The organism is Vibrio sp. 2-Bac 85 (assembly GCF_037546705.1).
GTDB lineage: Bacteria > Pseudomonadota > Gammaproteobacteria > Enterobacterales > Psychromonadaceae > Psychromonas.
The window spans coordinates 44,745-68,634 of sequence record NZ_JALAAB010000019.1 but is presented as its reverse complement, the minus strand read 5'-3'; the positions used below and the strand labels follow the sequence as shown (position 1 = coordinate 68,634).

The following is a 23,890-nucleotide window of genomic DNA, read 5'->3' as shown; positions in this document are numbered from 1 at the left end:
ATAGCCAGCAATGAGGGATTACTATTATTTATTATTGTGCATCAATAGTGACTTCGCTGTACGTTGCCACTTTTTGAACATGATTGATCACTGAATGGACACTTTTTCGTTAACAAAATAGTTTATGATAGAATTTTTAAGATAAACTTAATGTCATTTTTATAATAACTGATAGCTAACAACTCATTGTTTATAGCTGATAGTTAACAGCTCATAGTTAACAGTAATTGGAGAGTCCTCATGTGGTTTAATAAAGTATTAAATGTCAGCTTATGTTGTTTGTTATTATTAGGGTGCCAGGAAAATACCGAGCAACCATTAGTTGCTGAGCCATCGACTTCTGAATCACCGGTTTCTGAGTCATTGGTTTCTGAACCATCGATTTTTGAACAATCGATTGCTGAATCCTCGACTGCCGAACAATTATCTGCAGAGCAATTACCGGTTGAAAAATTAGTTACGCAACAAGCTGGCGCTGTCAGTGCCACATCGACTTCAAAATCGACCGGAGTATCAGTAGCGTTAAGGTTACTGGATGTCTCCGAGCGTGAAGTGGGCAATAGCAATGCCATCGAATTATTGTTTAATAGTCCCTTACAAGCAGAACAAAACTTTGACCGTTTTGTTGAAACTTCCCCTAAATTAGCCACTCCCGTATTGAGCAAAGACGGGAAAAAGTTACAATTTTTCGGTATTCAACCGCAAACTGATTATGCAATTAATGTGATTGCTGGATTAATGGCTGAAAATGACAGCTCTCTTAATAAAGCTTCACAATATTCAGTCACCACAAGAGCAATGCAGCCAGTTGTTAGTTTTAAAATGCAAGCGGGTGCAATATTAGTACCGGGACACTCTGAAAATTTAGGTATCTATTCAGTCAATGTTGAAGCTGCGAACCTTAATATTTATCGCGTTAAAGCCGATAAACTTAGCCGTTTTATTGGTGACTTCGATTATATTGCTAATAGCGGCGCCTATCATTATCAAAATGCAAACCGTGAGGAAATGGTTGAACATATCTATACGGCTCGCATTGAAACTGCAGGTAAAGCCAATCAACGCCATATTACAAAGTTTGCCATTGCAGATAAAAAATGGGCAAATGAAAGCGGCGTTTATTTTGCCACTATTGGTAAACCCGGGGGCTTTGAATTCGATGCAGCTACTTGGTTTTCGGTGTCTGCAATCGGTTTACAAATACGTCAATTCCCGACAAAAACCTATGTGATTGCCCAAGATATTAAAACCGGAAAATTACTTTCGAATGTACAGATAGATTTTTTAGATAATAAATCAACACGATTTTCTTCATTAACCACCGATTCATCGGGTAAAGTCAGTATTAATAATAGTGACCGTTTAGCATTAATTGTGGCGCGTAATGACCAACAAGTAACTGTATTACCTTACCAACATCCACGTTTTGACCTCTCGGATTACAATGTAGCTGGCCCAACGCACAGTGATAGCCAAATATTTGTTTATTCTGAACGAGATATTTACCGTCCGGGTGAAACCTTAAGGTTGAATATGCTACAGCGTAATGCGGATGGGCAAGTACTGCCATCTGAATTAAGTGTGACTGTGTTTAAACCTGATGGAAGCACTTACAAATCAATTTGGTTGAAAGCAACGGATAAAAAAAATGGTTACTATCAATATCAACTTGATCTGCCTAAATCTGGTCCAATGGGTAATTGGCAAGCTAAAGTTAATGCTAAAGGTAACAGTCAATATAGTGCGCGTTTTCATTTTAAAGTTGAAGATTTTTTACCGGATCGTATGCGCTTAAGTTTTAACGGCGAAGAAGCATTAAACCCCACTAAACTAAATAGTTTCAATGCCACACAAAAGCTAACCGTTAATGTGTTGGGAGAATATTTGTATGGCGCGGCCGCCGCAGGTAATAAATTACAAACTAAGGTCAGTGTGTCAGCTTGGACTTATCCATTTAAACAATGGCCTGATTATTACGTGGGGGATATTAACGGTGCTCGGAATGAAAATTTCGAATTGGCAGATGCTCAGTTAGATGAAACTGGGCAAGTTGTTACGAAAGTGGATAAAGATTGGAGTGATTGGAATGTACCCGTTAAAGTGCGCCTGCATTACAGTCTTTTTGAAACGGGTGGACGTGCAATTAACCGTTATTATGATAATTTATTATGGCCTAAAGCCAGCTTTATTGCGGTAAAACCAGGCTTTGATAATGACCAATCTGCAAGTAATAGTGGTATAAATTTCAGTCTATTAAAATTGAATAAAGCGGGGAAACCCCTTACCTCCGGTAATGTGAAAGCGGAATTGATACGTGAAGAAAAACGTTATTTTTGGAGCTATAACGATAATAATGGCTGGCACTATCAACGTATAGAAAAAGAGTATGTTGTTGATGACCGTATACTTAGCTTTGTCGACTCAACACCACTGAACTTATCACAACAAGTTGAATGGGGTGATTACCGATTACAACTTACTGACTTAACAACGCAAGCGCGAACTGTTTATCATTTTCGCGCTGGACAGGATTGGTATAACGATTGGCAAAATAATAGTGCGACGATCCGACCTGACCGCGTCAATTTGGCGTTAGATAAAGCCGCTTATTTACCAGGTGAAAACTTAATATTACGTATTGGCTCGCCTACATCGGGTAGTGCATTGGTAACAATAGAATCCGACCAAGTATTATGGCAACAGTTAGTGGAAATAGACAAAGGTGAGTCTACGTTATCCTTAAGCGTACCGAAAAATCTTGCTAGGCATGATTTGTACATTTCTGCTTTTGTTGTCTCAGCAGCTGACAATGCATCCAAATCCATCACTAAGCGTAGTTTTGGTATTATTGCTTTGCCTTTGAATCGAAGTGATCGTCAATTGAATGTTGAAATTGATACTGCATTAAGTTGGATACCAAATCAGCAAGTAACGGCCAAAGTACTGGTAAAAGATGCACAGGGTAATCCTGTAACCGGAGATGCCAAAGTCACTTTATCCGCCGTTGATGCAGGTGTATTGAGCGTGAGTGGGTATCAGGTAGAAGACCCTCATCATTTCTTTTATAGCCAGCGAGCTTATCAAGGCGCCATAAGCGATGTTTACGATCAAGTGATGACTCCCTTATTAGGAGACTCGGCAAACATACGTTGGGGAGGCGATGCTGCATTAACCCGTGGTGGCGAACAAGCACAAAGTGAAGTACAAATTGTAAGTCTATTCAGCGGGTTAGTATCGGTTAAACAAGGTATCGCCGAGATCCCTCTACAATTACCTGCCTTTGATGGACAACTAAATTTGACCGCGGTTGTATTCAATAAAGCACAATTTGCTAAAGCAGAAAAAACCGTCAAGGTTGCTTCACCTGTGGTGATGCAAGTGGCGATGCCAAAATTTATGGCGCAGGGTGATAATAGTCAGATTGCGGTAGATTTAAGTAATAGCACAGATAAACCTCTACAAGGCGAGTTCACCTTCAGTGTCGGTGGCAAATTATTAGTGCAGAAACAGGTTAAAAATATCACTTTATTGCCTCATAAAAAGCAGACGTTGTATTTCTCTTTAGATGCTGAGCAAGCAATAGGGAAGGGTGAAATTAATGCCAGTATGGCCTTAGGGAAGGTTGTTATTGAGCGTCACTGGACATTACCTGTTCGCCCAACACAAGCCAGTGAATACCACTCAGAGAAAGCATTGTTAATGCCTAATGAGCAAATGACATTGCCAAACGATTCGCTCTCTGCTTTTACTGATAGTAGTAAAAAATTACAATTGTCAGTGGCATTAAACCCACATTTAGATGCACAGGCACACTGGCAATATCTTGCGGATTATCCTTATACCTGCCTAGAGCAAACCACCAGTAAATCACGTCCATTTGTGACTGCATTGCACAGTCCAGTGAGCAATATAGAAGCTATTGATGCACAGATGGCACAACAAAAAATGCAAGATGCAATTCAACGATACAGTCAATTGCAACGCGCTGATGGTAGCTTTGGTTTATGGAGTAATCATTCACCAGAGCAGCACTGGTTAACTGTTTACGCCACCGACTTTCTTTATGATTTGCAAGCAAATGGAGTGACGGTGCCAGCGGATATGTTGGATAAAGCCACACAACGTTTGCAAAGTTATTTAAGCTCTCGTAGTCGCCATCGTGTTAACACTTGGTCTACTAACCCGCAGCATTATGATGCCGCTTATCGTGCCTATGCCGCTTATGTGTTAGCAAAACAAAATAGTATTACCCTTGGGCCATTACGTGATATTGCTGAAAAAGATATGCCAGCGGCAATCGGTAAATTACCTGGTGTTCACCTTGGTTTAGCGATGTTAATGGCCGGTAGTGAACAAGAGGGGAATGCTTTAATTAAACAAGCATTAACGCAACAACGTGGACAAGATTACCTCGGAGATTATGGTAGTGAATTGCGCGATCAAGCGATGGCTATTAATGCAATATTAACCTCAGCTTCAGTAAACGCCTCATTACAACAAATAGCATTAAAGATGGTACCTGATTTAGCATTAAACATGCAGCAAAAACAGTGGTTAAGCACTCAAGAACGTAGTGCTATTTTGTCCTTGGCAATGACCATGAAAAAACAATATACAGCACACAAATGGCAGGGTGATCTGCTCATTAATGATAACAATATAGCGCTACAAACAAGCGGTGAATATCATCAAAATATTACAACCGATAATAATCAAAACAAAGGGATTCAAACGAGTTTTAAAAATACAGGCACTAGAGCTGTATATGCTTCCTTCGATTGGTCTGGCGTAAAAAAACAGCCTGATTATGACCTTGACCATGGTATTAAAGTGACTACACAACATTTCTTAGTGGATAAAAACAGTGCAATAGAGCTGCCTGATAATAGTACTTTACAATCAGGGCAATTATTATTAACGCGCATTACAGTGCGCAGCGAACAAAGAGTGGCAGATGCATTACTGGTTAATTTGATGCCGGCTGGGGTGGAGTTAGAAAACCAACAATTAAACAACAGTTTAAAATTGTCAGATCTTATGATTGAAGGTGAGCAGGTGGAAGTGACTGCCAATATTGTACATCAAGAATATAGAGATGATCGTTATGTGGCTGCGCTGGATTTGCGTGCGCAACAGATTCAAACGTTATACGTGTTGTCACGTGCAGTAAACCCCGGCAAATATGTGGTGCCTGCGGTACGTGTTGAATCTATGTATCAACCTTCTGTATACGGTGTTGGTGGAAGCATTAAGCATATTGACGTGAAAGCACTTGATTAAGCTTGTGTTTCAGCGGTTTACTGGTGTAGTGACAAAGACAACCTATCAAGGCTTATTAAAATGGCCATGGCTTTGTTTAGCATGGTGCTTTTTATTCATGATTTTAGTGCTGTGTAGTTTATGGATTGCTAATCGTTGTTATCCATTACTATTGTCTGATCAGCAACAGGATTTCGCTAGCGTGGTATTAGATGATCAAGGTTACCCGTTACGTGCCTTTGCGGATCTGCAAGGAGTATGGCGTTATAAAGTCGATATAGAAAATATTTCCGATGAGTATTTATTAGCCTTAATTGCCTATGAAGATCGTTATTTTTATCAGCATCCTGGTGTTAATCCGATTAGTTTTTTAAGAGCAGCATGGCAATATTTAATCCATCAACGTATTGTTTCTGGTGGTTCAACTATCACCATGCAAGTTGCACGAATATTACACCCTCATCCGCGTACTTTATTGGGAAAACTACAGCAAGTATTGCGCGCTTTACAATTAGAATGGTATTTAAGCAAACAAGAAATATTAAATATTTACATTAATTACGCCCCATTTGGTGGCACTTTAGAAGGTGTGCAAGCTGCAAGTTATCAATATTTTCGAAAGCCTGCCTCGGCGTTGCGGCCAGCTGAAGCTGTTTTATTAGCGGTTTTACCACAAGCTCCTTCGCGATATCGACCAGATCGTTACCCTCAGCGTGCCACGCAAGCAAGAAATAAAGTCATTGATCGACTAGTCAAGCAGGGCGATTGGAGTCCACAAAAGGGAAAGCAAGTAAAACAAGAACCAGTGGTAGTATGGAAACCTGAGCAACCTTTTGTAGCACCGCTGTTAGCAAGGCGATTACATCAAGAAAACCCCAATGAAGCCGTTATCAATACTTATATTAAACGTGATTTACAACTGCAAATTAGTAGTTACGTTCAAGAATATGCGATGTTACAGGGGGCTGGTGTTTCGATGGCTGTGCTGGTGGTTGATAATCAAACACAACATGTAGTCAGTTATGTAGGATCTGCCTCGATGTTAGATGCAAGTCGTGCTGGCCACGTTGATATGATTCAAGCTATCCGCTCTCCTGGATCAACTTTAAAACCATTATTATTCGCTTTAGCTATTGATGACAACCTTATTCATTCACAATCCTTATTAGCCGATGTGCCTCGTTTAAATTCTCGCTATCAACCCGGTAACTTTGCTAAAGGGTTTGATGGCCCTGTGACTGTAACGGATGCATTGCAACGCTCTTTGAACATTCCTTTTGTGCAATTGATTGAAGCCTATGGAGAACAAAAGTTTGTGAATAAACTTGCACATGTATTGTATCCATTACGTATTCCCAATGGTCAAGCTAATGCGTCCGTTATATTAGGAGGTGCGGGGATTTCATTACAAAGTCTTGTGACTTTACACAGTAGTTTTGCTAATCAAGGTTGGGTTAAACCACTTATTTTTAAAAAGCCCGAAACTAATGAAAAGCCTAAAAATAGCAAAAATAATGCAGTTAAAGGACGTAGATTAGTTAGTGATGAAGCAGCTTGGATCACTTGGAAAACCTTAACCGGATTAACTCCTCCTGCACAATTTAGTTGGGGTGTTTCACAACAAGTACGTCCAGTACTTGCTTGGAAAACGGGTACAAGTTGGTCTAGCCGGGATGCATGGGCAATTGGTAGCACTGAACAATATAGTATTGGTGTGTGGGTTGGGAAACCCAGTGGAGAGCCATTAAAAGGTGCACTAGGCGTAACCACCGCAGCGCCGGCATTATTTTCTGTGTTGAGCATGTTAAATAATGCAAAACAAGCGGATCTTCAATCTGTTTCAGCAATGCCTGAGCGGCCATTTAACATACAGGAAAAAGAAATTTGTTGGCCCGATGGCAGAGCGAGCCATTTAAGTGAAGGTAGCTGTGATCGCCGTTTTGTTGCACTTACTAAAGGAGGGGTCACACCGAGAACGCTACAAATAGAATCGGGATTAGCTTTTCATCAAGCGATAGAAAACATTATGATTGATACCAATAGCGGGTTGCGTTTATCTGGGCATTGTGCAGCGTTAGTGGCAAAGCATAAAAAAGTCAGTGTATGGCCTCGACAGCTAGAACCTTGGCTTGCCGTTAATGAAAAAAGAGGACACCGTATTCCCATCTATTCTCCTCACTGTTTAGTGATCCCCAAACAAGCTGATGCACTCACTATTGTGGGTTTATTAAATCAACAACAAATATATAGACAGCAACAGGAATTAATTCTACAAACTGTCTATGCCGCGGGTGCTTCGGGGAAAGTTAGCTGGTATTTAAATGGGCGATGGTTGGCCTCACAAGCCGGTGCATTCACTTTAAAATTATTACCTCAATTACAAGGAAAAGCGGAGCTTGTTGCCATTGATCAACACGGCGTAACGGGACGGATCACTTTTACCATGAAAGATGATTTAATATCATTCTAGGTTTTATCTAAGTAGTTTATTTTGTAAAAATAACTACCTAGACAAAACCTAACTGCCTTAATAAAGCCCATAAATTGCCTTGTAATCATACGGTTAAACAAAGTAAGTTAGATCTAACTCTAAAGTGGGGTTTAATTGATTACTTTTTTACATTATAAGTAAGCAAAAATATGCAAATTGCTTATACTCAGCGCAAATGTTTACCCCTATGCATTATTTTCACTTCCTTAAAAGGAGGATCAGGACTGAGTATGAATAAATTAAATCTTCTTCAAAAGCTGTTATTACTAACCCTATTGCCATTAGTGATCATTATTGTTTCACTTTCTTCTATCTCTTATTCTGTAGAAAAAGAGGGACTTGAGCGAGATGTTACTGAATTTCGTCAATCCTTGATGAAAGAGCGTAAGCAAGAACTAAGAGAAGTTACTGAAATTGCGTTAGGCATTATTGCTTATCAAAAATCTCTACCTAGTGGTGGTGATATTGATGCCGCACTGCGTGATATTCGATTTGGTAGTGCGGGATATTTTTATATTTATGATACCAAAGGCACTAGTATTTTCCATGCAGTAAAACCTGAAATGCAAGGCAAAAATTTTATTGATTTAAAAGATACAAAAGGCAATAAATTAATTGTTGGTTTATTAAATGCAGCTCAAAAGGGCGATGGCATCTATTCATTTTATTTCCAAAAACCAGGTTCTTCTGAGCAAATCGAGAAAATTGGTTATGCAACTATGATCCCCAATAGTAATTGGATGATAGGGACTGGTGCTTATGTTGATGATATTGAAAAAGTAATCGCTAACTATTCCAATAAAGCTGAGAAAGCATTATCTGAGAAAGTAATGTTTACTTTCATGATTTCGATTACCTTAATCATTGTTACTGCCATTATCATCTATATCGCTGCAGTTAAAATGGTAAGACCGATTCAACGTATGGCTGATAACTTAAATGATATTGCTAAAGGCGAAGGAGACTTAACTCGACGCCTTGAAATTAATGGAAACGATGAAATTGCACAATTAGGCCGTTCTTTTAATCTGTTTGTTGATAAATTGAAAAATATCATTACTGATATCAGTGAAGCGACAATTGGCATCAATCAAGCTGGACGTGATATGGACCAACAAAGCCGCGGTATTGCGACACAATTAAAAGATCATAACAATGAAACAGAGCAAGTTGTATCTGCTGTGACAGAAATGTCATCAACGGCAAATGAAGTTGCAAGCAATACTAATCAAGTAGCGGAAGCAACCCGCGCAGTTTCAGAAGATGTTAATCACGCCCAAAGTTGTGTTGAAACGTCATTAACAGAAGTCTCTGCTTTAGTAGAGGAAATTAATGGTGCCGCAAGCAGTATGAATGCTTTAACGGAACAATCGCAAGAAATTAATAAGGTGTTGAGTGTGATTGGTGCGATTGCAGATCAAACTAATCTATTAGCATTGAATGCAGCCATTGAAGCAGCGCGAGCAGGAGAACATGGGCGCGGTTTTGCTGTGGTGGCAGATGAAGTAAGAAGCCTAGCAAGTCGTACACAAAAGAGTACCCTTGAAATCAATGAAATGCTTGGTGAATTGCATCGCTTAGTAGAGCTTTCTGCCAAAGCGATGTCACTGAGTCAAGAGCGAAGTGTACGTTCTGTGGATTCATCGCGCGCTATTTCAGACAGTTTACATTCGGTGAACTCTGGTATTACCTCTATCAATGATATGAGTACTCAAATTGCTACTGCGGCAACGGAACAAAGTTCTGTGACAGAAGAGATCACTCGTAATGTTTACCAAATCCAAAGTATTGTGAATTCATTAACAGAAGGTAGCAGTGAAGCTGAAAAAATTGCGCGTGGTGTATTAATTGAAGGTAACAAACTAAATCAATTAGTGGGCCAATTTAAAATAAAGTAACTTGATGACGAGCAACGAGTATATTATTCATATGCTCGTTTGCGTCATATTGTTAATTAACATGGTTAGTGCTTTATTATTTGAATCTAATCTTCTATGGATATCATGAGCTAAGTTTACATAGGTATCAGGAATTAAGTTTTATAAAATAACGAGTTCTGATACTACACTAACTCTTTTTTGCTGTTTTCTAATGTAGTGTTACTTCTTTGTTATGATTGCAGGAATAAAACACATAAAAAGAGTCATCTATGCCCTTACCTATGCCTTCATCTACACCTTTATCTAACCCTTCATTAACCCTGACACTTATTCGAGGTTTACCGGGAAGTGGAAAAAGTACTTTAGCTAAAAAAATAGTTAAAGAAGCGCAATATACAACGCAGCACTTAGAAGCAGATATGTTTTTTGTTAATGACAGTGGTCGCTATCTATTTCAACCTGCCTTACTCAAACAAGCTCATGATTGGTGCCAACAACAGTGTCAGCATTTTTTAAAGTTGCAGCACAATGTGGTGGTCGCTAATACCTTTGTGGAGCAATGGGAGATGAAAGCTTATAGACAATTAGCCAAGCACTATAATGCAACTCTACAAATTAAAGTGTGCACAGGAAAGTTCATCAGCATTCATGATGTTCCTGCTGAAACAATTAAAAAAATGCAAAAGAGGTGGCAAGCATAAGTACCTGTCACTGCAATTCACCGTGCTGTCACAATATTTTTTAGTCGTTAAATATTTTTAAATAGCAAAAATATGTCACAATTTATTGTATGAAAATACAAATATAGTGTATGAAAATACAAATATAGTGTATAAAAACACAAATATAGTGTCATTCCTCACGCGGCTTCTATCACCCACTTCACAGTTTTTACTTTATAGATAATACTGAATGTATCTGTTTCTTTTTTAATTTTGCTGCTAAGAGCTGTTCTTCTTTATTACTGGTTCACCACGTTGAAAGTAAAAGATTGCCGATTAATTGACTTTTTCAGATTGAATAAAGTAAACAGATCTATTTTTAGTTCGATGGTAAGACCTTAAACTAAGGAAGTAAGTCTATGCATAATCCCTCCGCTAATGAGCAACATGTTTTAAAAAATGGTCGCGCTACTATTGCAGTGTTAGTCGGTTCAATGTCATCAGCATACCAAGAGGGAATTATGCGTGGCGCGGCTCATGTGGCAGAGAAAAATGATTATAACGTGATCGGTTATTGTGGTGGCGCGGTTAATTCTACAGACCCTTTATCATTAGTGCGAGACCGTGTTTTTGGGCTTGTTGATATGGACTTAATTGCGGGGGTGATTGGCCCCTTTAGTTCTCACTTACGTTTTTTAGATGATCACTCTAGTCAAAAACTGATCAATAGGTTTTCTACAGTACCCACGGTCAATATCGGTAGTTATGTGCAAGGGCACAGCAACGTCATTACCGATTATGCAATTGGTTTTGAACAGTTATTTGAACACTTTTATGTCAAACATCAGTATCGTCATATTCTTTTAATGAGAGGCCCTAAGCACCACGCTTCTTCAAATAGTCGAACCGAAATATACAAAGAAATGTTAATTAAGCATCAGCTTCCCTTTGATCAAGATGCTGTTTTATATGCTGATTTAAATCGCTTGGCTGCAAAGATCTCCTTTGAAAATTTCTTAGATCAAGTGGGTAAACCCGTTGAAGTTGTGATTGCAGTAAATGATAACCAAGCCCTCGGGGTTATCGACGCCTGCAAGGAGCGAGGTATTTCTGTTCCCGAAGAAATAGCAGTGATAGGGTCGATGGATACATTAGAAGGTGCCTTTGCTTCCCCTGCTTTAACTAGTATACAAGAACCGCTCTTTGAACTTGGTAGCGTTGCTGCTCAGGCACTTATTGATCAAATTGAAGGTAAATCACAACGAGTTGATATTTATGTCCCCACATCATTAGTGATAAGACAATCATGTGGGTGTTTACCTGAGGCTCATTTTAGATCCAATAAAGAGCAGTGCGATCTGACCAAAGCATTAGGGAATATAAAGAATAATGATCTGATTTTTAAAGGCATTCTGGATTATTTTGAGTCTAAGGTGGTCCCTTATAAGGGAGGTATTATTCGCGATGATGTTGCCTCAGTGATTCATTTATACCAGCAGGCGGTTCATGAAAAAGATTTTGATGGCTTTTTAAAAATACTACAAAGCTACTTACAAGAGTCGGTGAAAACGGAAGAAATTATTCTATGGCTTGAATTGACTGACCGTATACAGTTTAGCGCATTACAATATTTAGAACAGGACAAAGATGCACATGGATTGGTTGGTTTTATAGGACAATTGATCTCTTTAAAAAATAAAATTGAGAAAGTGGCGATTAATTTTCAGCGCTTTGAAGCTGAGTATTATTTGAATTATTTTAGAACCATCGTTAATAACCTCAACTCCTCATTTGATTTAACAGGAATAAAAGAATATGCCGTTGATATTTTAAATTTATCGGAGCTACACATCTCTTTATTTAACGAGCTAAATAGCGAACCTCTTTACGCTACTAACATTGTATCTGTTCGTAATAACCAATTTATGCAAATAGAGAATAAAGAATTTCTTGCCAAGAAATTATTGCCGGATGGTCTAATACATTATCAAGATCGTTTTACATTGATGGTTTTTCCACTGTCTTTTAGGAAAAAAGCATTGGGTTTTATGACCTTGAATTTAAGTAACCGTAAAGGCACTGCGTTTGAGAATTTGCGCGCTATTATTAGTGCTGCATTAAAAAATGAAATTTTGATTCAAGATTTAAAGAAAGAACAAATACGGTTTAGTGAGATAGCACATAGCTCATCTAATTGGTTATGGGAAACCGATAAAAATAATGAGTTTACGTATTGTTCCAACTCAACGAGCGAGATCATTGGTTATCCACCTGCATTATTGATGAATAAAAAAATTAATGAATTTAATGTCGGAAAAGAAGGGTGTTTTATCAATAGAATGCATAGTCATGAGGTGATAATTGATTTTGAATGTTGGTATCGACATCACAATGGCAATGTTATTTGTTTGTTAATTTCAGCTAAACCTATTTTTATTAATCAGGTATTTACTGGTTATCGTGGGCTATTTGAAGATGTAACAGAAAAAAAACTACAAGCTGAGAAAATTAAAAACTTAGCAAATTTAGATATTTTAACTGGTTTGCCAAATCGTAAGTTATTTCAACATAAACTCACTGAAGTGATTGAGCATTGCCGAGTTGAGAATAAAAAATGTGCAATTATATGTATCGATGTCGACTACTTTAAGCATGTTAACGATACGCTTGGGCACGAAGGAGGTGATTTATTACTTGTGCAATTAACGCAACGTTTACAAAGTGCACTTTCTAAAGAGCATATCTTGGCGCGATTAGGTGGTGATGAATTTGTTATCATCGTGCCCGATATACAGAGTGAAGAAAATGTAGTCGAGGCTGTTCTATCTATTTTTAACCATATAAAAGCACCTATTTTGATTAATGATAAACCTATTTACAGTACCTTGAGTTTAGGGGTTAGCTTGTATCCCAATGATGGTGATGATGTACAAACATTGCTGCAGAGTGGGGATAATGCAATGTATCAAGCAAAATCCCAAGGACGTAATGGTTATGTTTTTTATGATAAATTTTTAGAACAAAAGAATATTTTACGCAATAAATATGAAGATATATTACGAGAAGCGATCCTAAAGCAGCAATTCATTTTATATTATCAACCTCAAGTTTCAGTGAATACCGGAAACATTGTCGGTTTTGAGGCTCTGGTGAGAATACAAAATGAAGAGCAAGAAATTATAGCACCTAATAATTTTATTCCATTAGCTGAAGAGCTAGGATTAATTGGCCAAGTGGATGAGTTAATCTTTGCTGAAGGGTGTAGACAATATGCTGCTTGGCGCAAAAATGGTCATCAAAATGTTCGCTTATCTATCAATTTATCGGCCCTGCAATTACGAAATGAAAAATTATTGAATACTTACATACAGATAATGAAAGCGCATCATGTTGACCCTAAAGATATTCAAATAGAAATTACTGAAAATGCTTTGATTGAAAATGAACAACTAGCATTAACTATTTTACAGGGCTTTAAAGACTATGGGTTGAGTATTGCTTTAGATGATTTTGGTACGGGTTATTCATCACTTAACTGTATCAACCTTTACCCCATTGATACGATTAAAATAGATAGAACGTTTGTTAAAGATGCGGTCAATAACCCAAAAAATAAGGCTGTTATTCAAGGCATGGTCTTAATTGCTAGCAGTTTAAATTTAAAAATTATTGCTGAAGGTGTTGAAACCGTCGAGCAATATGAATTTATTAAGCAACTAGGGTGCCATGAAATTCAAGGTTATTACTTTTATAAACCTTGCCCCGCTGCACAAGTCGATCTGTTATTGCAACAACGGGTGGTAACAACTCTTAAATAAAAGCTTTATTTACTTTGTGGGTAAACTACTGGCTTAAATTATTAAATTTATACTCTACATAACTTACTGTCAGCATACGATGATTCGTTTGATACAGCCGTTGTTGATTGTTTACGACTATTTTCTGCTCTCCCTTCAAACGGGTGTTTGTCACTCTCAGCATGCTTTTACATTCGCGAACCCTTATATAAGAAGTTCGTTATATTGCGAGTCCTTACATTCGCCGCTAATTAAATACCCTAATGGTGGCGACAATAATATTGAGGTACTTGCCAACTAACTTTTGTCTACTTAATGTCTATATTTTTGTCTGTAGAACACGTCAGTTAAATATTTTTGGTGACTAAAATTGATTGCTACCTTGCTTTTTGTAATTAAGTCACCATCTAATGATAGTAATCAATTTTTTCTCTATTAACTAACGCCTAGGAAACGGTAGATTTGTTAACTATGAGATAAAGGAGTAGTTGAGTTTAAACTAACAATAGAAATTGCTTAAACAATAGGGTTAAAAAGTATGACTTTCAAAATAGTGTTTTAAATAGATTGTTTTAATGTTATTGTTTCGACATAATATGCCTAGGATTATTTTGAAGTTTAATTTCATGTGAACTTTAATTTGATTATTAATCACAAAGAATAAATAGTATCTGGGTGAAGAGTTAATGGTTAAATTGAACTAATTGTTCAAGTTAACACACTAATTAAAGTGACTAAGTAACGGCGATATCGGCGTGAGTTAAAAGGCCAAAATACGACCTTTTTATAGACTTGATATAAGTTTGTTTAAAGAGGGAAATGATTGAATATTATCGCTAGTTATTTTTCATTTTTAATGGTGGAAAGAGAGTTAAGAAATGCATCAACTTTGAATGATTTAATTAATCAAAGCGTATTTTAAAACCCTCTATAAAGTAGTGTTTATGCTAGATGGGATAGTTGATTTTATAATCAGTAATATGTTGATTATAAATGAGAATTAACTTTTTTTAGGTCTCACTTTTTATAAAAGTTAGGTTTCTATCATGTTAATTTTTTTGCCCCTATAGTATATTGAGTATTGATACTTTATCGGTATCTATAATGTTAAAATAAACTTTTATTAAGTGGAGAATTAATATGGCTGTTTCGTTACAAAAAGGTGGAAATGTTTCTTTAGAGAAAGTTGCTCCTGGTATGACCAAATGTTTATTAGGATTAGGTTGGGATTCTAGAGCGACTGATGGCGCAGATTTCGACTTAGATGCTTCTGTGTTTCTACTAACGGCTGATGGTAAAGTTAAATCAGATAAAGGCTTTATATTCTTTAATAACTTAATGTCTGAATGTAAATCGGTTGAGCACACGGGTGACAATCTTACGGGTGAAGGCGAAGGCGATGATGAAGCCGTTAAAGTTGATCTAAGCTTAGTACCTGCAGATGTATCAAAAATTGTTATCGCAGTGACTATTCATGAAGCTGAAGCAAGAAAACAAAACTTTGGTCAAGTATCAAATGCCTTTATTCGTATCGTAAATCAAGCTTCAAATGAAGAAGTAGCACGTTACGACTTATCTGAAGATTATTCTATTGAAACTGCATTAATTTTCGGTGAGTTATATCTACATAATGGCGCGTGGAAATTTAAAGCGATTGGACAAGGTTTTGAAGGTGGTTTAGGTCCTCTAGCTCGTCAATACGGCGTACAAGTTTAGTATTTGATCAAGTTTTAATAAAAGGTTGGCTGACAGTGTTCGCCAATCTTTATTTTTTGAATAACAATGTGGAGTATTAAATGGCAATTTCATTACAAAAAGGCCAAAAAATCAGCCTTGAGAAGAGTAACGGTACTGGCTTAACGAATATCTGTGTAGGCGTTAACTGGGGTGCGATCACTAAGAAAGGTTTTTTTGGCGGCGAGAAAAAAGTTGCTGTTGATTTAGATGCGAGTTGTGCTGTTTTTGATGCTAGCGGAAAAACATTAGATGTTGTCTACTTTGGTAAACTAACTAGTACGGGTATTAAACATTCTGGTGATGACCTAGAAGGTGATTTAGACGGTGATGATGGCTTAGATAATGAAATCATTAGCGTGAATCTTCCGCAGTTACCAGCTAATGCAGAGCAAGTTGTTTTTGTACTTAACTCATTCAGCGGTAACGATTTCAAAACTATCCCTTTTGCTTCTATCCGTTTGTATGAAGGTACACCGAGTCGCGTTGATTCTGTTCATGCCGTATATGATATTGCTAATGATCCACAGTTTGCAGGCTCTGTTTCTATGGTACTTGGTAAACTTTACAAGCATAATGGTAGCTGGAAGTTCTCTGCGATTGGTGAAACAACAGCAGATAAAGGCCTAGAAGGTACAATTAAAACTGTTGCAGGTGGTTACCTTTAGATTTTAAGTGATGATGTAACTTTGGTAAAGCAGCTGTAACAATCAAACTGTGCCAATTTAACAGTAACCATTTAGCAGTACTAATTTAACAATACCAATGTAACAGTACCAATGTAAAATAGAACAATTTAGTCATCAAACAATATTCGATGCAGCCTGTCTTGCTATTAGCAAACACTTAGCTTGAAAGGGTGAGGCAAGGGCTTATCGAGAGAAAGGAATTTGATAAACTGTTTACAGGTTGATTAAAACTGACTCACAGATTGGTGACTAAATATAAAACAAAGTAAGAAATAAATCTAAAGCGTTAATTGTATGGCTGTTAGTAACAGAACTGCTAGTTATAGAACTGTTAATGATAGAAGTAAGTTAATCGCAATAGGTTGAACATAACTTGTCTGATTTAACTCCAAACCCTGCATTTATATTTATAGTGGTTAATATCACTATTGATAAAGTGCGGTTAATGGAAATTGTACTGATTGCCTTAAATAAGTGATTGGTATTATTAGACAGCAATAAAAATTAGTTTATTAGCCACAAGCTACGGCATACAAGTAGCTTATTAATTTGGAGAGTATCTTGGATACAATATTACCGTTTTTTTATATCATTATTTCATGCTATTTACTTAAATATGCCTGTGATACGTTTGAACAAGCAGCTGGTTACTTAGGCCGTAATTTCGCACCCGGTATAAAAGGCGCAACGGTTAATGCTATCGGTTCAAGCATGCCAGAGATGTTTGTTGTTATTGCTTGTTTGTTTTGGTTCGACGATCCATCATTAGTGATGGTTGCTTTAGGTGTAACAGCTGGATCTGCTATTTTTAATGGTTGTGTGATCCCCGCTTTGTCTATCCTAATGGCAAAAGATGAAAGCGGCAAAAAAGTTGATCATATTGAACTTGATAAGCGTACTTTGATAAGAGACGTTTTTTGGGTGTTAGCGGCAGAAATTGCATTGATCGTGTGTTTAGGCTTTGATCATTTCACTATCTGGATGGCGATTATTCTTAACCTTATCTATGTAGGTTACGGAGCTCATTTATATTACGACTCTAAAAAATACAGTGAAGATGATGAAGAGTATGAATATGAAGAAATCGAAGATAAAGGCGTGATCGGTAACTTATTTACTTTTAACTTCAATGCATTGTTATTTTCAAATAAAAGTTTCACTTTAATCAGTTCCCTCGTTGTTTTAATACTCGCTATTTTAATCATTTCAGGCGCATCACATGTGCTAGTTGAAGGTGTATTAGGTAGTGCGACAGTATTAGGTGTTCCTGAGTTTTTTGCTGGCTTAATATTTGGTGCTGCAGCGTCTTCTATTCCTGATTTAATCCTATCGGTTAAAGATGCTCAAAAAGGCGAATATGAAGATGCAGTTGCTAACCCATTAGCGTCAAATACTTTTGATACCACGGTTGCCTTTGCATTACCATTATTAGCATGGTTCCTTATTAATGGTGTTGATTCATTACCATTAGAGCAAGATGCTAACTTGACTATTTTACGTTGGTCAATTGTTGCCATCACTGGCGCAGTAGCAGCAAGCTTATTGTTTAAACATAAGAAAGTAACCAAAGGCGTTGCATACTTCTTATTAGCAATGTTCGGTATTTGGGCGGCTGCAATGTACTTTGTTATTCAATAAAAGTACTTAATGCTCGCAAAAAAGGCTTATTCTTGAATAAGCCTTTTTTTATTGAGTTGTAATAAATTTACGCTGAAAATACAGTTAAGCAATAGGCGATGAGATATCATTGAGTAGACTTTAAAATTGCATAACCTTACAAGGAATAGCTTTTTTATGTGTATTTTATTCATCACAAATGCTTGATAAATAGCAATATATGACTGTCTTAGTCCACGCAGAGGCGGTACGATGGTGATGACTATAATTTTTAAACGTTTAAATATAATTTAATGGTTAATATGAAACATACTTATACAACTGCAGCGGGAGATATCTCCTTAAAGACCGATAATGACAGAGAATGTTTAGATAACATTTTGTCATTTGCTTGCAGACAGAACCCTAAAAGACATTTTATTATTATTAATAAGTTAATTGGTCGATATACGCCTACGGCTCCTAAGATCATGCGTGAAACTTATGAGCAACTTGTCGACCAAATTAAACCCGGTGCAAGCAGTTATGTGGTTAGTTTAGCTGAAGCGGCAACGGGATTAGGAGCAGGTGTTGCAGACAGCTTATCCAAAAGACAAAATAAAGTTTACTTCCAGCATACGACTAGACAAAAAATAGATGCTAAATTGTGGTTTAGTATTGATGAGGCTCACAGTCATGCCGTTAGCCATCTTTTTTACCAGCCTAAAGACGAGTTATTACCCGCCATTACTCAGGTAAAAAGATTAATCCTGGTTGATGACGAAATCACCACTGGAAAAACCATTAAACAATTACTTAACAACTTGATTGATTATCTACCCTGTTTAGAAGAAGTGATCGTGACTTCAATCATTAATTTAGGTGGTCAAAAAAGTTTAATTAATAGCGCAGATATAGGCTTACCGATTCGTTATGTATCCTTAGTTGATGCTGACCTTAGTATTGAAAAAAATCCAGAATTTAAGCCGCAATTACCGCAATATGCAGATACAAAACTAAGCACTTCAAAGGCTTCTTCTGCCGTTGGTAGACGAGGATTAGCAATGCCCTACGTTAGCGAATTGAATGAAATAAAATCTGTAAATAGCACCATTGTTATCGCCGATGGAGAGCACCAATATATTCCCTTTTTATTGGCGGAGAAATTAGAAGAAAGTGGCGTAGATGTAGTATTTCAATCAATTAATCGTTCACCTATTTTGCCCTGTGAAGTGATTCAAAATCAATATAAAATTGAAACCGAATCTAATACCGCGGAACATTATTTGTATAATTATTTTCCTGAAAATAAATCAGTATTTGTGGTCAGTGAGCACCAGTACGAAGGGTTAGAATTTGCCGATGGAGTTAAATGTCACCCATGGAAGTCTTAACCAAAAACAATGATCGCTTATTTGTATTTACTGACTTAGACGATACATTATTTGCGAGTGTAAAAGGGCAAGTTAGTGAACATATGATCCCTTCTACGGTGGGCGTGAACGGTCAACCCTATGCTTATTCTTCAGTACAACAACAAAAATTATTAAACGTAATGATCAAATCAAATGCGATCATTATTCCTGTTACAGGGCGAAGAAGTAGCTCTTTTTTGAATTGTAAGTTACCTGCAATTACCAATACTGATTACGCCATTGTTTCACATGGGGCAGTTATTTTAGATAATAAACATCAACTGTTAGATGAATGGAAAGTGTTTTTAGAACAGCAATTTAGCCTACAACTATGGCATAATAAATTAGTTGAATTGTATGAAAAATTATCTCATTACTTTGAAGTGATCAATAGTGGTGTGCGGGTTAGATTGATTATCGACCATGGCATTAGCACTTATCTTTGCTTAAAGATAAGTAAAGATTATGCAGATGTTAAAAAAATAGTACAAGTGAATGACTATTTAGAATCTACCTTACCTAAAGAGATGTTTTTACACGCTAATGGTCGTAACTTTGCCATATTACCTCCCTACGCACGCAAAAAAGTAGCCGTTGATTTCTTAAAAAAAATGATGAACGTAGGTGAGTTGGATACGGTTTTTGCAATGGGTGATAGTCACAGTGATTTGCCTTTTATGCAGGACTCCGATTTTTTAATTGTTCCGCAACAAGCACAAATTTTTAAGCAGGAATAAAATAATGAAAGAGCCATTATTAGGCAGTTATTCAAAACAAGATTGCCAGTTTTTATTAAAACAAATACAGCCTAATTTTTATACCGTGGAAGATAAAGAAAGGTTGATTCAAACAGGGCAATTGCATTATTCGCAAATGGTCAGTCAAGAATCAAAACCCACTACTGAATATGAACAATTATTTCTTTCGCTGACCGCTCAGTATAAACAACAGTTAGCCAATGAAATTCTACAGCTGGCCTATTTAATAGAAGACAATATTCAACAGGATGTTTGTATTGTGTCTTTAGTGCGTGCAGGCACGCCTATTGGTGTATTGGCGAATAAAGCAATTAATCAATATGCGAATGTCAATGCTCAACATTTTTCGATCAGTATTGTGCGTGATAAAGGCATTGACGTTAATGCGCTTGATTACCTCATTTATGACCTAAAAATACCACCTGAAAGTATAGTGTTTATTGATGGCTGGACTGCAAAAGGCGTGATCACAAGAGAATTAAAACAAGCCATTGTTGAATATAATAACCGTCGACAAGTAAATATTGGTGCACAACTCTACGTTATTTCTGATATTGGCGGTACAGCGGATTTTTCAGTGACGTTACGTGATTATACTATCCCTAGCGCACTCATGAATTCGACCGTGAGTGGGTTAATAAGTCGCTCTGTGATCAATGATCAAATTGGTGAAACCGATTTTCATGGCTGTATTTCTTATCAGCACCTAGAGGATTATGATTATTCAAATTGGTTTATTGAAGAAATTTCAGCATGTTTTGTAGAAAAAGAATATCAAAGGGCAGAGTTGATAAGTCCTGAGCAACGCCAATTACGTCATCAACAAACACAGCAAGCAATCTCTGAGCTAATGCAAAAATTCAATGTCAGTGACATCAATCGTATTAAACCAGGTATTGCAGAAGCCACCCGTGTCATGCTGCGTAGAGTACCTGATTTGTTAATTGTGAATGACACGAATAACCCTGATATAAAGCATTTATTACGTATTGCTAATGAAAAAGAAATTAGCATAATCACTTTTCCAGCGATGCCTTTTGGGGCATGCGCATTAATTAAAGATGTCATATGAATACAAAAAAAGTTGCCCTATTTGATTTTGATGAGACCTTAGTACACGAAAACTCCCTGAGTTATTTGTTTAAGTATTTGTTAGGTAGAAAACCATTATTTTTTTATTTATTCGCACTTTTTTGGGATCTTCGCGTCTATCGAGGACAGCTCAGATCTTTAATTAAACACCGCCTTTATAAAAAATCATTAGAGGGCAGGGATGCTGAACAAGTTTATCAAGCGGGGTTAGTGAGTGCGGCAAAACTCTCACAAATCAAAGAAGTGGTACAGCAGATGTATGACCTTCATGAAAAAGGCGTTGAAGTTTGGATCATCACTGCTTCACCACAACCTTTTATCGAAGGCATCGTGGCACAATTAAAGTGGCCGGTAGCGCGTGTGATCGGAACATTGCTTGAATCTGAAAATGGAAAATTAACTGGAGAAATCGGGCCTGAGTGCCAATTAGAAGAAAAAGTACGTCGCTTTAATTTAACCATTGAAGAAGATGCTTTAGACTATTGTGTAGAGGCATCCTATGGTAACTTACCTGTGGACATCCCGATGTTAGACCTTGCTCAACATAAGTTTTTTGTAGAAAACGGTAAATTAGATCCCTTTGTAGGGAATTGATATTAATACGCTTAATGCTAAACCTATCACTGGTTTAGTTTAATTTTAATTTGGAGAAGTAAAAATGAGTTTTTGGAATAATATTAAAGAAAAATTAAATGAGGCCAATGAAAATTTACAAAAAAACGTGGGTCAATTTAAAAATAAAAAATTTGCTGATGCGTCAATGGCAATCTGTGCATTAGTAGCTGCTGCTGATGGTGATATCGATGCAGACGAGCGTAAAAAAACAGCCGGTTTTATTATGGCTAATGAAACACTAAAAGTGTTTTCGCCTTCTGACCTAAAAGAAAAATTTGATTTCTTTTGTAACAAATTAGAAGCAGATTACGACTTTGGTAAAATTGAAGCGATTCAAGCACTAGGTGCATTAAAAGGTAAGCCAGAACAAGCACGTGCTTGTATTCAATTAGGTATCATTATTGGTGGTGCTGATGGCGAGTTTGATGCTGATGAAAAACAAGTCATTAAAGAAGCTTGTAATGCAGTGGGTATTGCCCCATCTGAATTCGATTTATAATCATCAATTGATATGCAGTCATTAATGCTCAACTGACCAATGACTGCTAAACTAATCAATGACTAGTAGTCATAAAAGGCTGAAATCTTTCACTAAAGATTTCAGCCTTTTTTATAAGCAGATTTTATCTAAAATACTAATAACTTTGTTTAAAACAACTTTTAAAACAACTTCTAAAATAGACGTTAGCAACAAGCTATCCAGTTAACTTTATAATTCACCATTCACCGTTCATCATCGCATCTAATTTTTCCATGCTTTGTTCAAAATAGGGGTTGTAAGTTAAGCGTGCCAGGGTTTTTCCTTCCTCTCTTGAACCGTAAGAAGAAAACCATACCTCATCACCTAGTTCACAGGCTTTTTCTTGTTCTTTACTTTGCCCGTTATTGCATATTCTAATCGCTGCTTGTTGACCATATTCGGCGTTATTAGGTGAAAATAATAATCCCATGTGAGAGCCATTAACAATGTGTAAATCGGGACGTTGCATAGTGAATCTTGTCGTTTTTTCAATGGATAAATCACGCTCACCTTGCCATATCAGCTGATTATTTTTATTGGTGAATTGTTTTTGAAACACGGTGGTGGGAAATTTGGTGTCAATAACACTATCACCTTCACTTATCATCATAAAAACGGGTTTGTTGTAGGTCGTATTTTCTAAATCATGTTGCACAACTTTTACTGTATCGTAATAAACAGCAGCTCCATTCATTGGCAAAGAGTTATAGCGCGTATAATTGGTCTCAGGATCTCGGTCCGCCCATGTCATGACATAACTAGCAACTTTAGCCCATTTCACTACCGAAGATTCTGGTTTAAAGGCGGGTGAAAATAGTAATAATCCTTCGATGCCATCATCATTTAATGCCTCTGATGTGACTAAGTTTGCACCTGTAGAATAACCGCCAAGCCATAGTTTGTTGGCCTTTGGTTTTAATAACGCAATATGATGGCTTACTGCATTTTGCCAATCTTCTAATCTCGGTAACATTAAATCTCCGACTTTACTGCCATGTCCGGGTAATAATACCGTTCTAACAAGATAACCCTGTGCAGAGAGATGTTGTGCCACATCCATAAAGGAATAGGGGGAATCACCTAAACCATGCACCAATAATACTGCATCGCCATTTGGGTTTTCAGGAATTAGCTCAAAGGGTGCATTCGCTTGTAGCTCTTTTTCAATATTATCTGTTTTAAATACACGATGTTGAGATAACCATTGTTTAGTTTCATTAACATACTGTTGAAAATTATCTTGGGAGTAACTAGGTAATGATGCTGAAGCGACATAATTAGGGTCTGTCTTAGATTGGCTACAGGCCGTTAAAAGCGCAATGGCACTAATAAAAGCAATACGATACAAAGATGAAGTCACGATAAAGTCCTATTAAAAAATG

At 37.0% G+C, this 23,890-nt stretch carries 14 protein-coding genes; 13 read left to right on the top strand and 1 reads right to left on the bottom strand.

The features are described 5' to 3' along the window. Window positions 1–240: 240 nt before the first annotated feature. The 13 genes from MT390_RS16810 to MT390_RS16750 all read left to right on the top strand — a co-directional run bounded on the left by MT390_RS16810 (window position 241) and on the right by MT390_RS16750 (window position 22,487). Window positions 241–5,280: an alpha-2-macroglobulin family protein gene (locus tag MT390_RS16810; protein ID WP_499442249.1), complete on the top strand. Its 5,040-nt coding sequence runs from the start codon at window positions 241–243 to the stop codon at window positions 5,278–5,280. Window positions 5,281–5,377: 97 nt separating this feature from the next. Next, a complete protein-coding gene (pbpC, locus tag MT390_RS16805; RefSeq protein ID WP_499442248.1) occupies window positions 5,378–7,729 on the top strand; it encodes a penicillin-binding protein 1C in 2,352 nt (783 codons plus the stop codon). A gap of 251 nt (window positions 7,730–7,980) precedes the next feature. Beyond that, window positions 7,981–9,648 carry a methyl-accepting chemotaxis protein gene (locus tag MT390_RS16800; RefSeq protein WP_499442247.1) on the top strand — a complete coding sequence of 556 codons (1,668 nt, stop codon included), beginning with the start codon at window positions 7,981–7,983 and terminating at the stop codon, window positions 9,646–9,648. Between the two features lie 251 nt (window positions 9,649–9,899). After that, window positions 9,900–10,331, top strand: coding sequence for an ATP-binding protein (locus MT390_RS16795; protein ID WP_499442245.1), 432 nt, complete (start codon window positions 9,900–9,902; stop codon window positions 10,329–10,331). Window positions 10,332–10,711: 380 nt separating this feature from the next. Further along, the gene (locus MT390_RS16790) at window positions 10,712–14,110 is read left to right on the top strand and encodes an EAL domain-containing protein (protein ID WP_499442243.1); all 3,399 of its coding nucleotides are present in this window, start codon (window positions 10,712–10,714) and stop codon (window positions 14,108–14,110) included. Window positions 14,111–15,229: 1,119 nt separating this feature from the next. Continuing rightward, window positions 15,230–15,805, top strand: a complete 576-nt coding sequence (locus MT390_RS16785; RefSeq protein ID WP_028869612.1) for a TerD family protein — start codon at window positions 15,230–15,232, stop codon at window positions 15,803–15,805. Window positions 15,806–15,885: 80 nt separating this feature from the next. Next, window positions 15,886–16,491 (top strand): TerD family protein, encoded by a 606-nt coding sequence (locus MT390_RS16780; protein ID WP_166369968.1) that lies wholly within the window; start codon window positions 15,886–15,888, stop codon window positions 16,489–16,491. Between the two features lie 582 nt (window positions 16,492–17,073). Then, entirely contained in the window at window positions 17,074–18,150 is a 1,077-nt protein-coding gene (locus MT390_RS16775) for a sodium:calcium antiporter (protein ID WP_240923564.1), read from the top strand. Between the two features lie 281 nt (window positions 18,151–18,431). Further along, entirely contained in the window at window positions 18,432–19,502 is a 1,071-nt protein-coding gene (locus tag MT390_RS16770; protein ID WP_499442240.1) for a phosphoribosyltransferase domain-containing protein, read from the top strand. After that, window positions 19,481–20,260 carry an HAD hydrolase family protein gene (locus tag MT390_RS16765; RefSeq protein ID WP_166369974.1) on the top strand — a complete coding sequence of 260 codons (780 nt, stop codon included), beginning with the start codon at window positions 19,481–19,483 and terminating at the stop codon, window positions 20,258–20,260. Before MT390_RS16770 ends, MT390_RS16765 begins: the two co-directional genes overlap by 22 nt. A gap of 4 nt (window positions 20,261–20,264) precedes the next feature. Next, window positions 20,265–21,353, top strand: a complete 1,089-nt coding sequence (locus MT390_RS16760; RefSeq protein ID WP_499442238.1) for a cysteine protease StiP family protein — start codon at window positions 20,265–20,267, stop codon at window positions 21,351–21,353. Further along, window positions 21,350–21,967, top strand: coding sequence for an HAD-IB family phosphatase (locus MT390_RS16755; RefSeq protein WP_166369978.1), 618 nt, complete (start codon window positions 21,350–21,352; stop codon window positions 21,965–21,967). The genes MT390_RS16760 and MT390_RS16755 overlap by 4 nt, the downstream gene beginning before the upstream one ends. 64 nt (window positions 21,968–22,031) lie before the next feature. Then, window positions 22,032–22,487 (top strand): tellurite resistance TerB family protein, encoded by a 456-nt coding sequence (locus MT390_RS16750; RefSeq protein WP_166369980.1) that lies wholly within the window; start codon window positions 22,032–22,034, stop codon window positions 22,485–22,487. Window positions 22,488–22,704: 217 nt separating this feature from the next. Here the strand turns inward: MT390_RS16750 and MT390_RS16745 are convergent, their stop codons facing one another. After that, entirely contained in the window at window positions 22,705–23,856 is a 1,152-nt protein-coding gene (locus MT390_RS16745) for an alpha/beta hydrolase (RefSeq protein ID WP_499442293.1), read from the bottom strand. Window positions 23,857–23,890 lie beyond the last annotated feature (34 nt).

What these genes read in the sequence shown, in the direction of transcription:
- MT390_RS16800 (WP_499442247.1), top strand. Translation starts at nt 7,981, where the DNA reads ATGAATAAATTAAATCTTCTTCAAAAGCTGTTATTACTAACCCTATTG.
- MT390_RS16785 (WP_028869612.1), top strand. Translation starts at nt 15,230, where the DNA reads ATGGCTGTTTCGTTACAAAAAGGTGGAAATGTTTCTTTAGAGAAAGTT.
- MT390_RS16790 (WP_499442243.1), top strand. Translation starts at nt 10,712, where the DNA reads ATGCATAATCCCTCCGCTAATGAGCAACATGTTTTAAAAAATGGTCGC.
- MT390_RS16750 (WP_166369980.1), top strand. Translation starts at nt 22,032, where the DNA reads ATGAGTTTTTGGAATAATATTAAAGAAAAATTAAATGAGGCCAATGAA.
- MT390_RS16810 (WP_499442249.1), top strand. Translation starts at nt 241, where the DNA reads ATGTGGTTTAATAAAGTATTAAATGTCAGCTTATGTTGTTTGTTATTA.
- MT390_RS16755 (WP_166369978.1), top strand. Translation starts at nt 21,350, where the DNA reads ATGAATACAAAAAAAGTTGCCCTATTTGATTTTGATGAGACCTTAGTA.
- MT390_RS16795 (WP_499442245.1), top strand. Translation starts at nt 9,900, where the DNA reads ATGCCCTTACCTATGCCTTCATCTACACCTTTATCTAACCCTTCATTA.
- MT390_RS16770 (WP_499442240.1), top strand. Translation starts at nt 18,432, where the DNA reads ATGAAACATACTTATACAACTGCAGCGGGAGATATCTCCTTAAAGACC.
- pbpC (WP_499442248.1), top strand. Translation starts at nt 5,378, where the DNA reads ATGATTTTAGTGCTGTGTAGTTTATGGATTGCTAATCGTTGTTATCCA.
- MT390_RS16760 (WP_499442238.1), top strand. Translation starts at nt 20,265, where the DNA reads ATGAAAGAGCCATTATTAGGCAGTTATTCAAAACAAGATTGCCAGTTT.
- MT390_RS16780 (WP_166369968.1), top strand. Translation starts at nt 15,886, where the DNA reads ATGGCAATTTCATTACAAAAAGGCCAAAAAATCAGCCTTGAGAAGAGT.
- MT390_RS16765 (WP_166369974.1), top strand. Translation starts at nt 19,481, where the DNA reads ATGTCACCCATGGAAGTCTTAACCAAAAACAATGATCGCTTATTTGTA.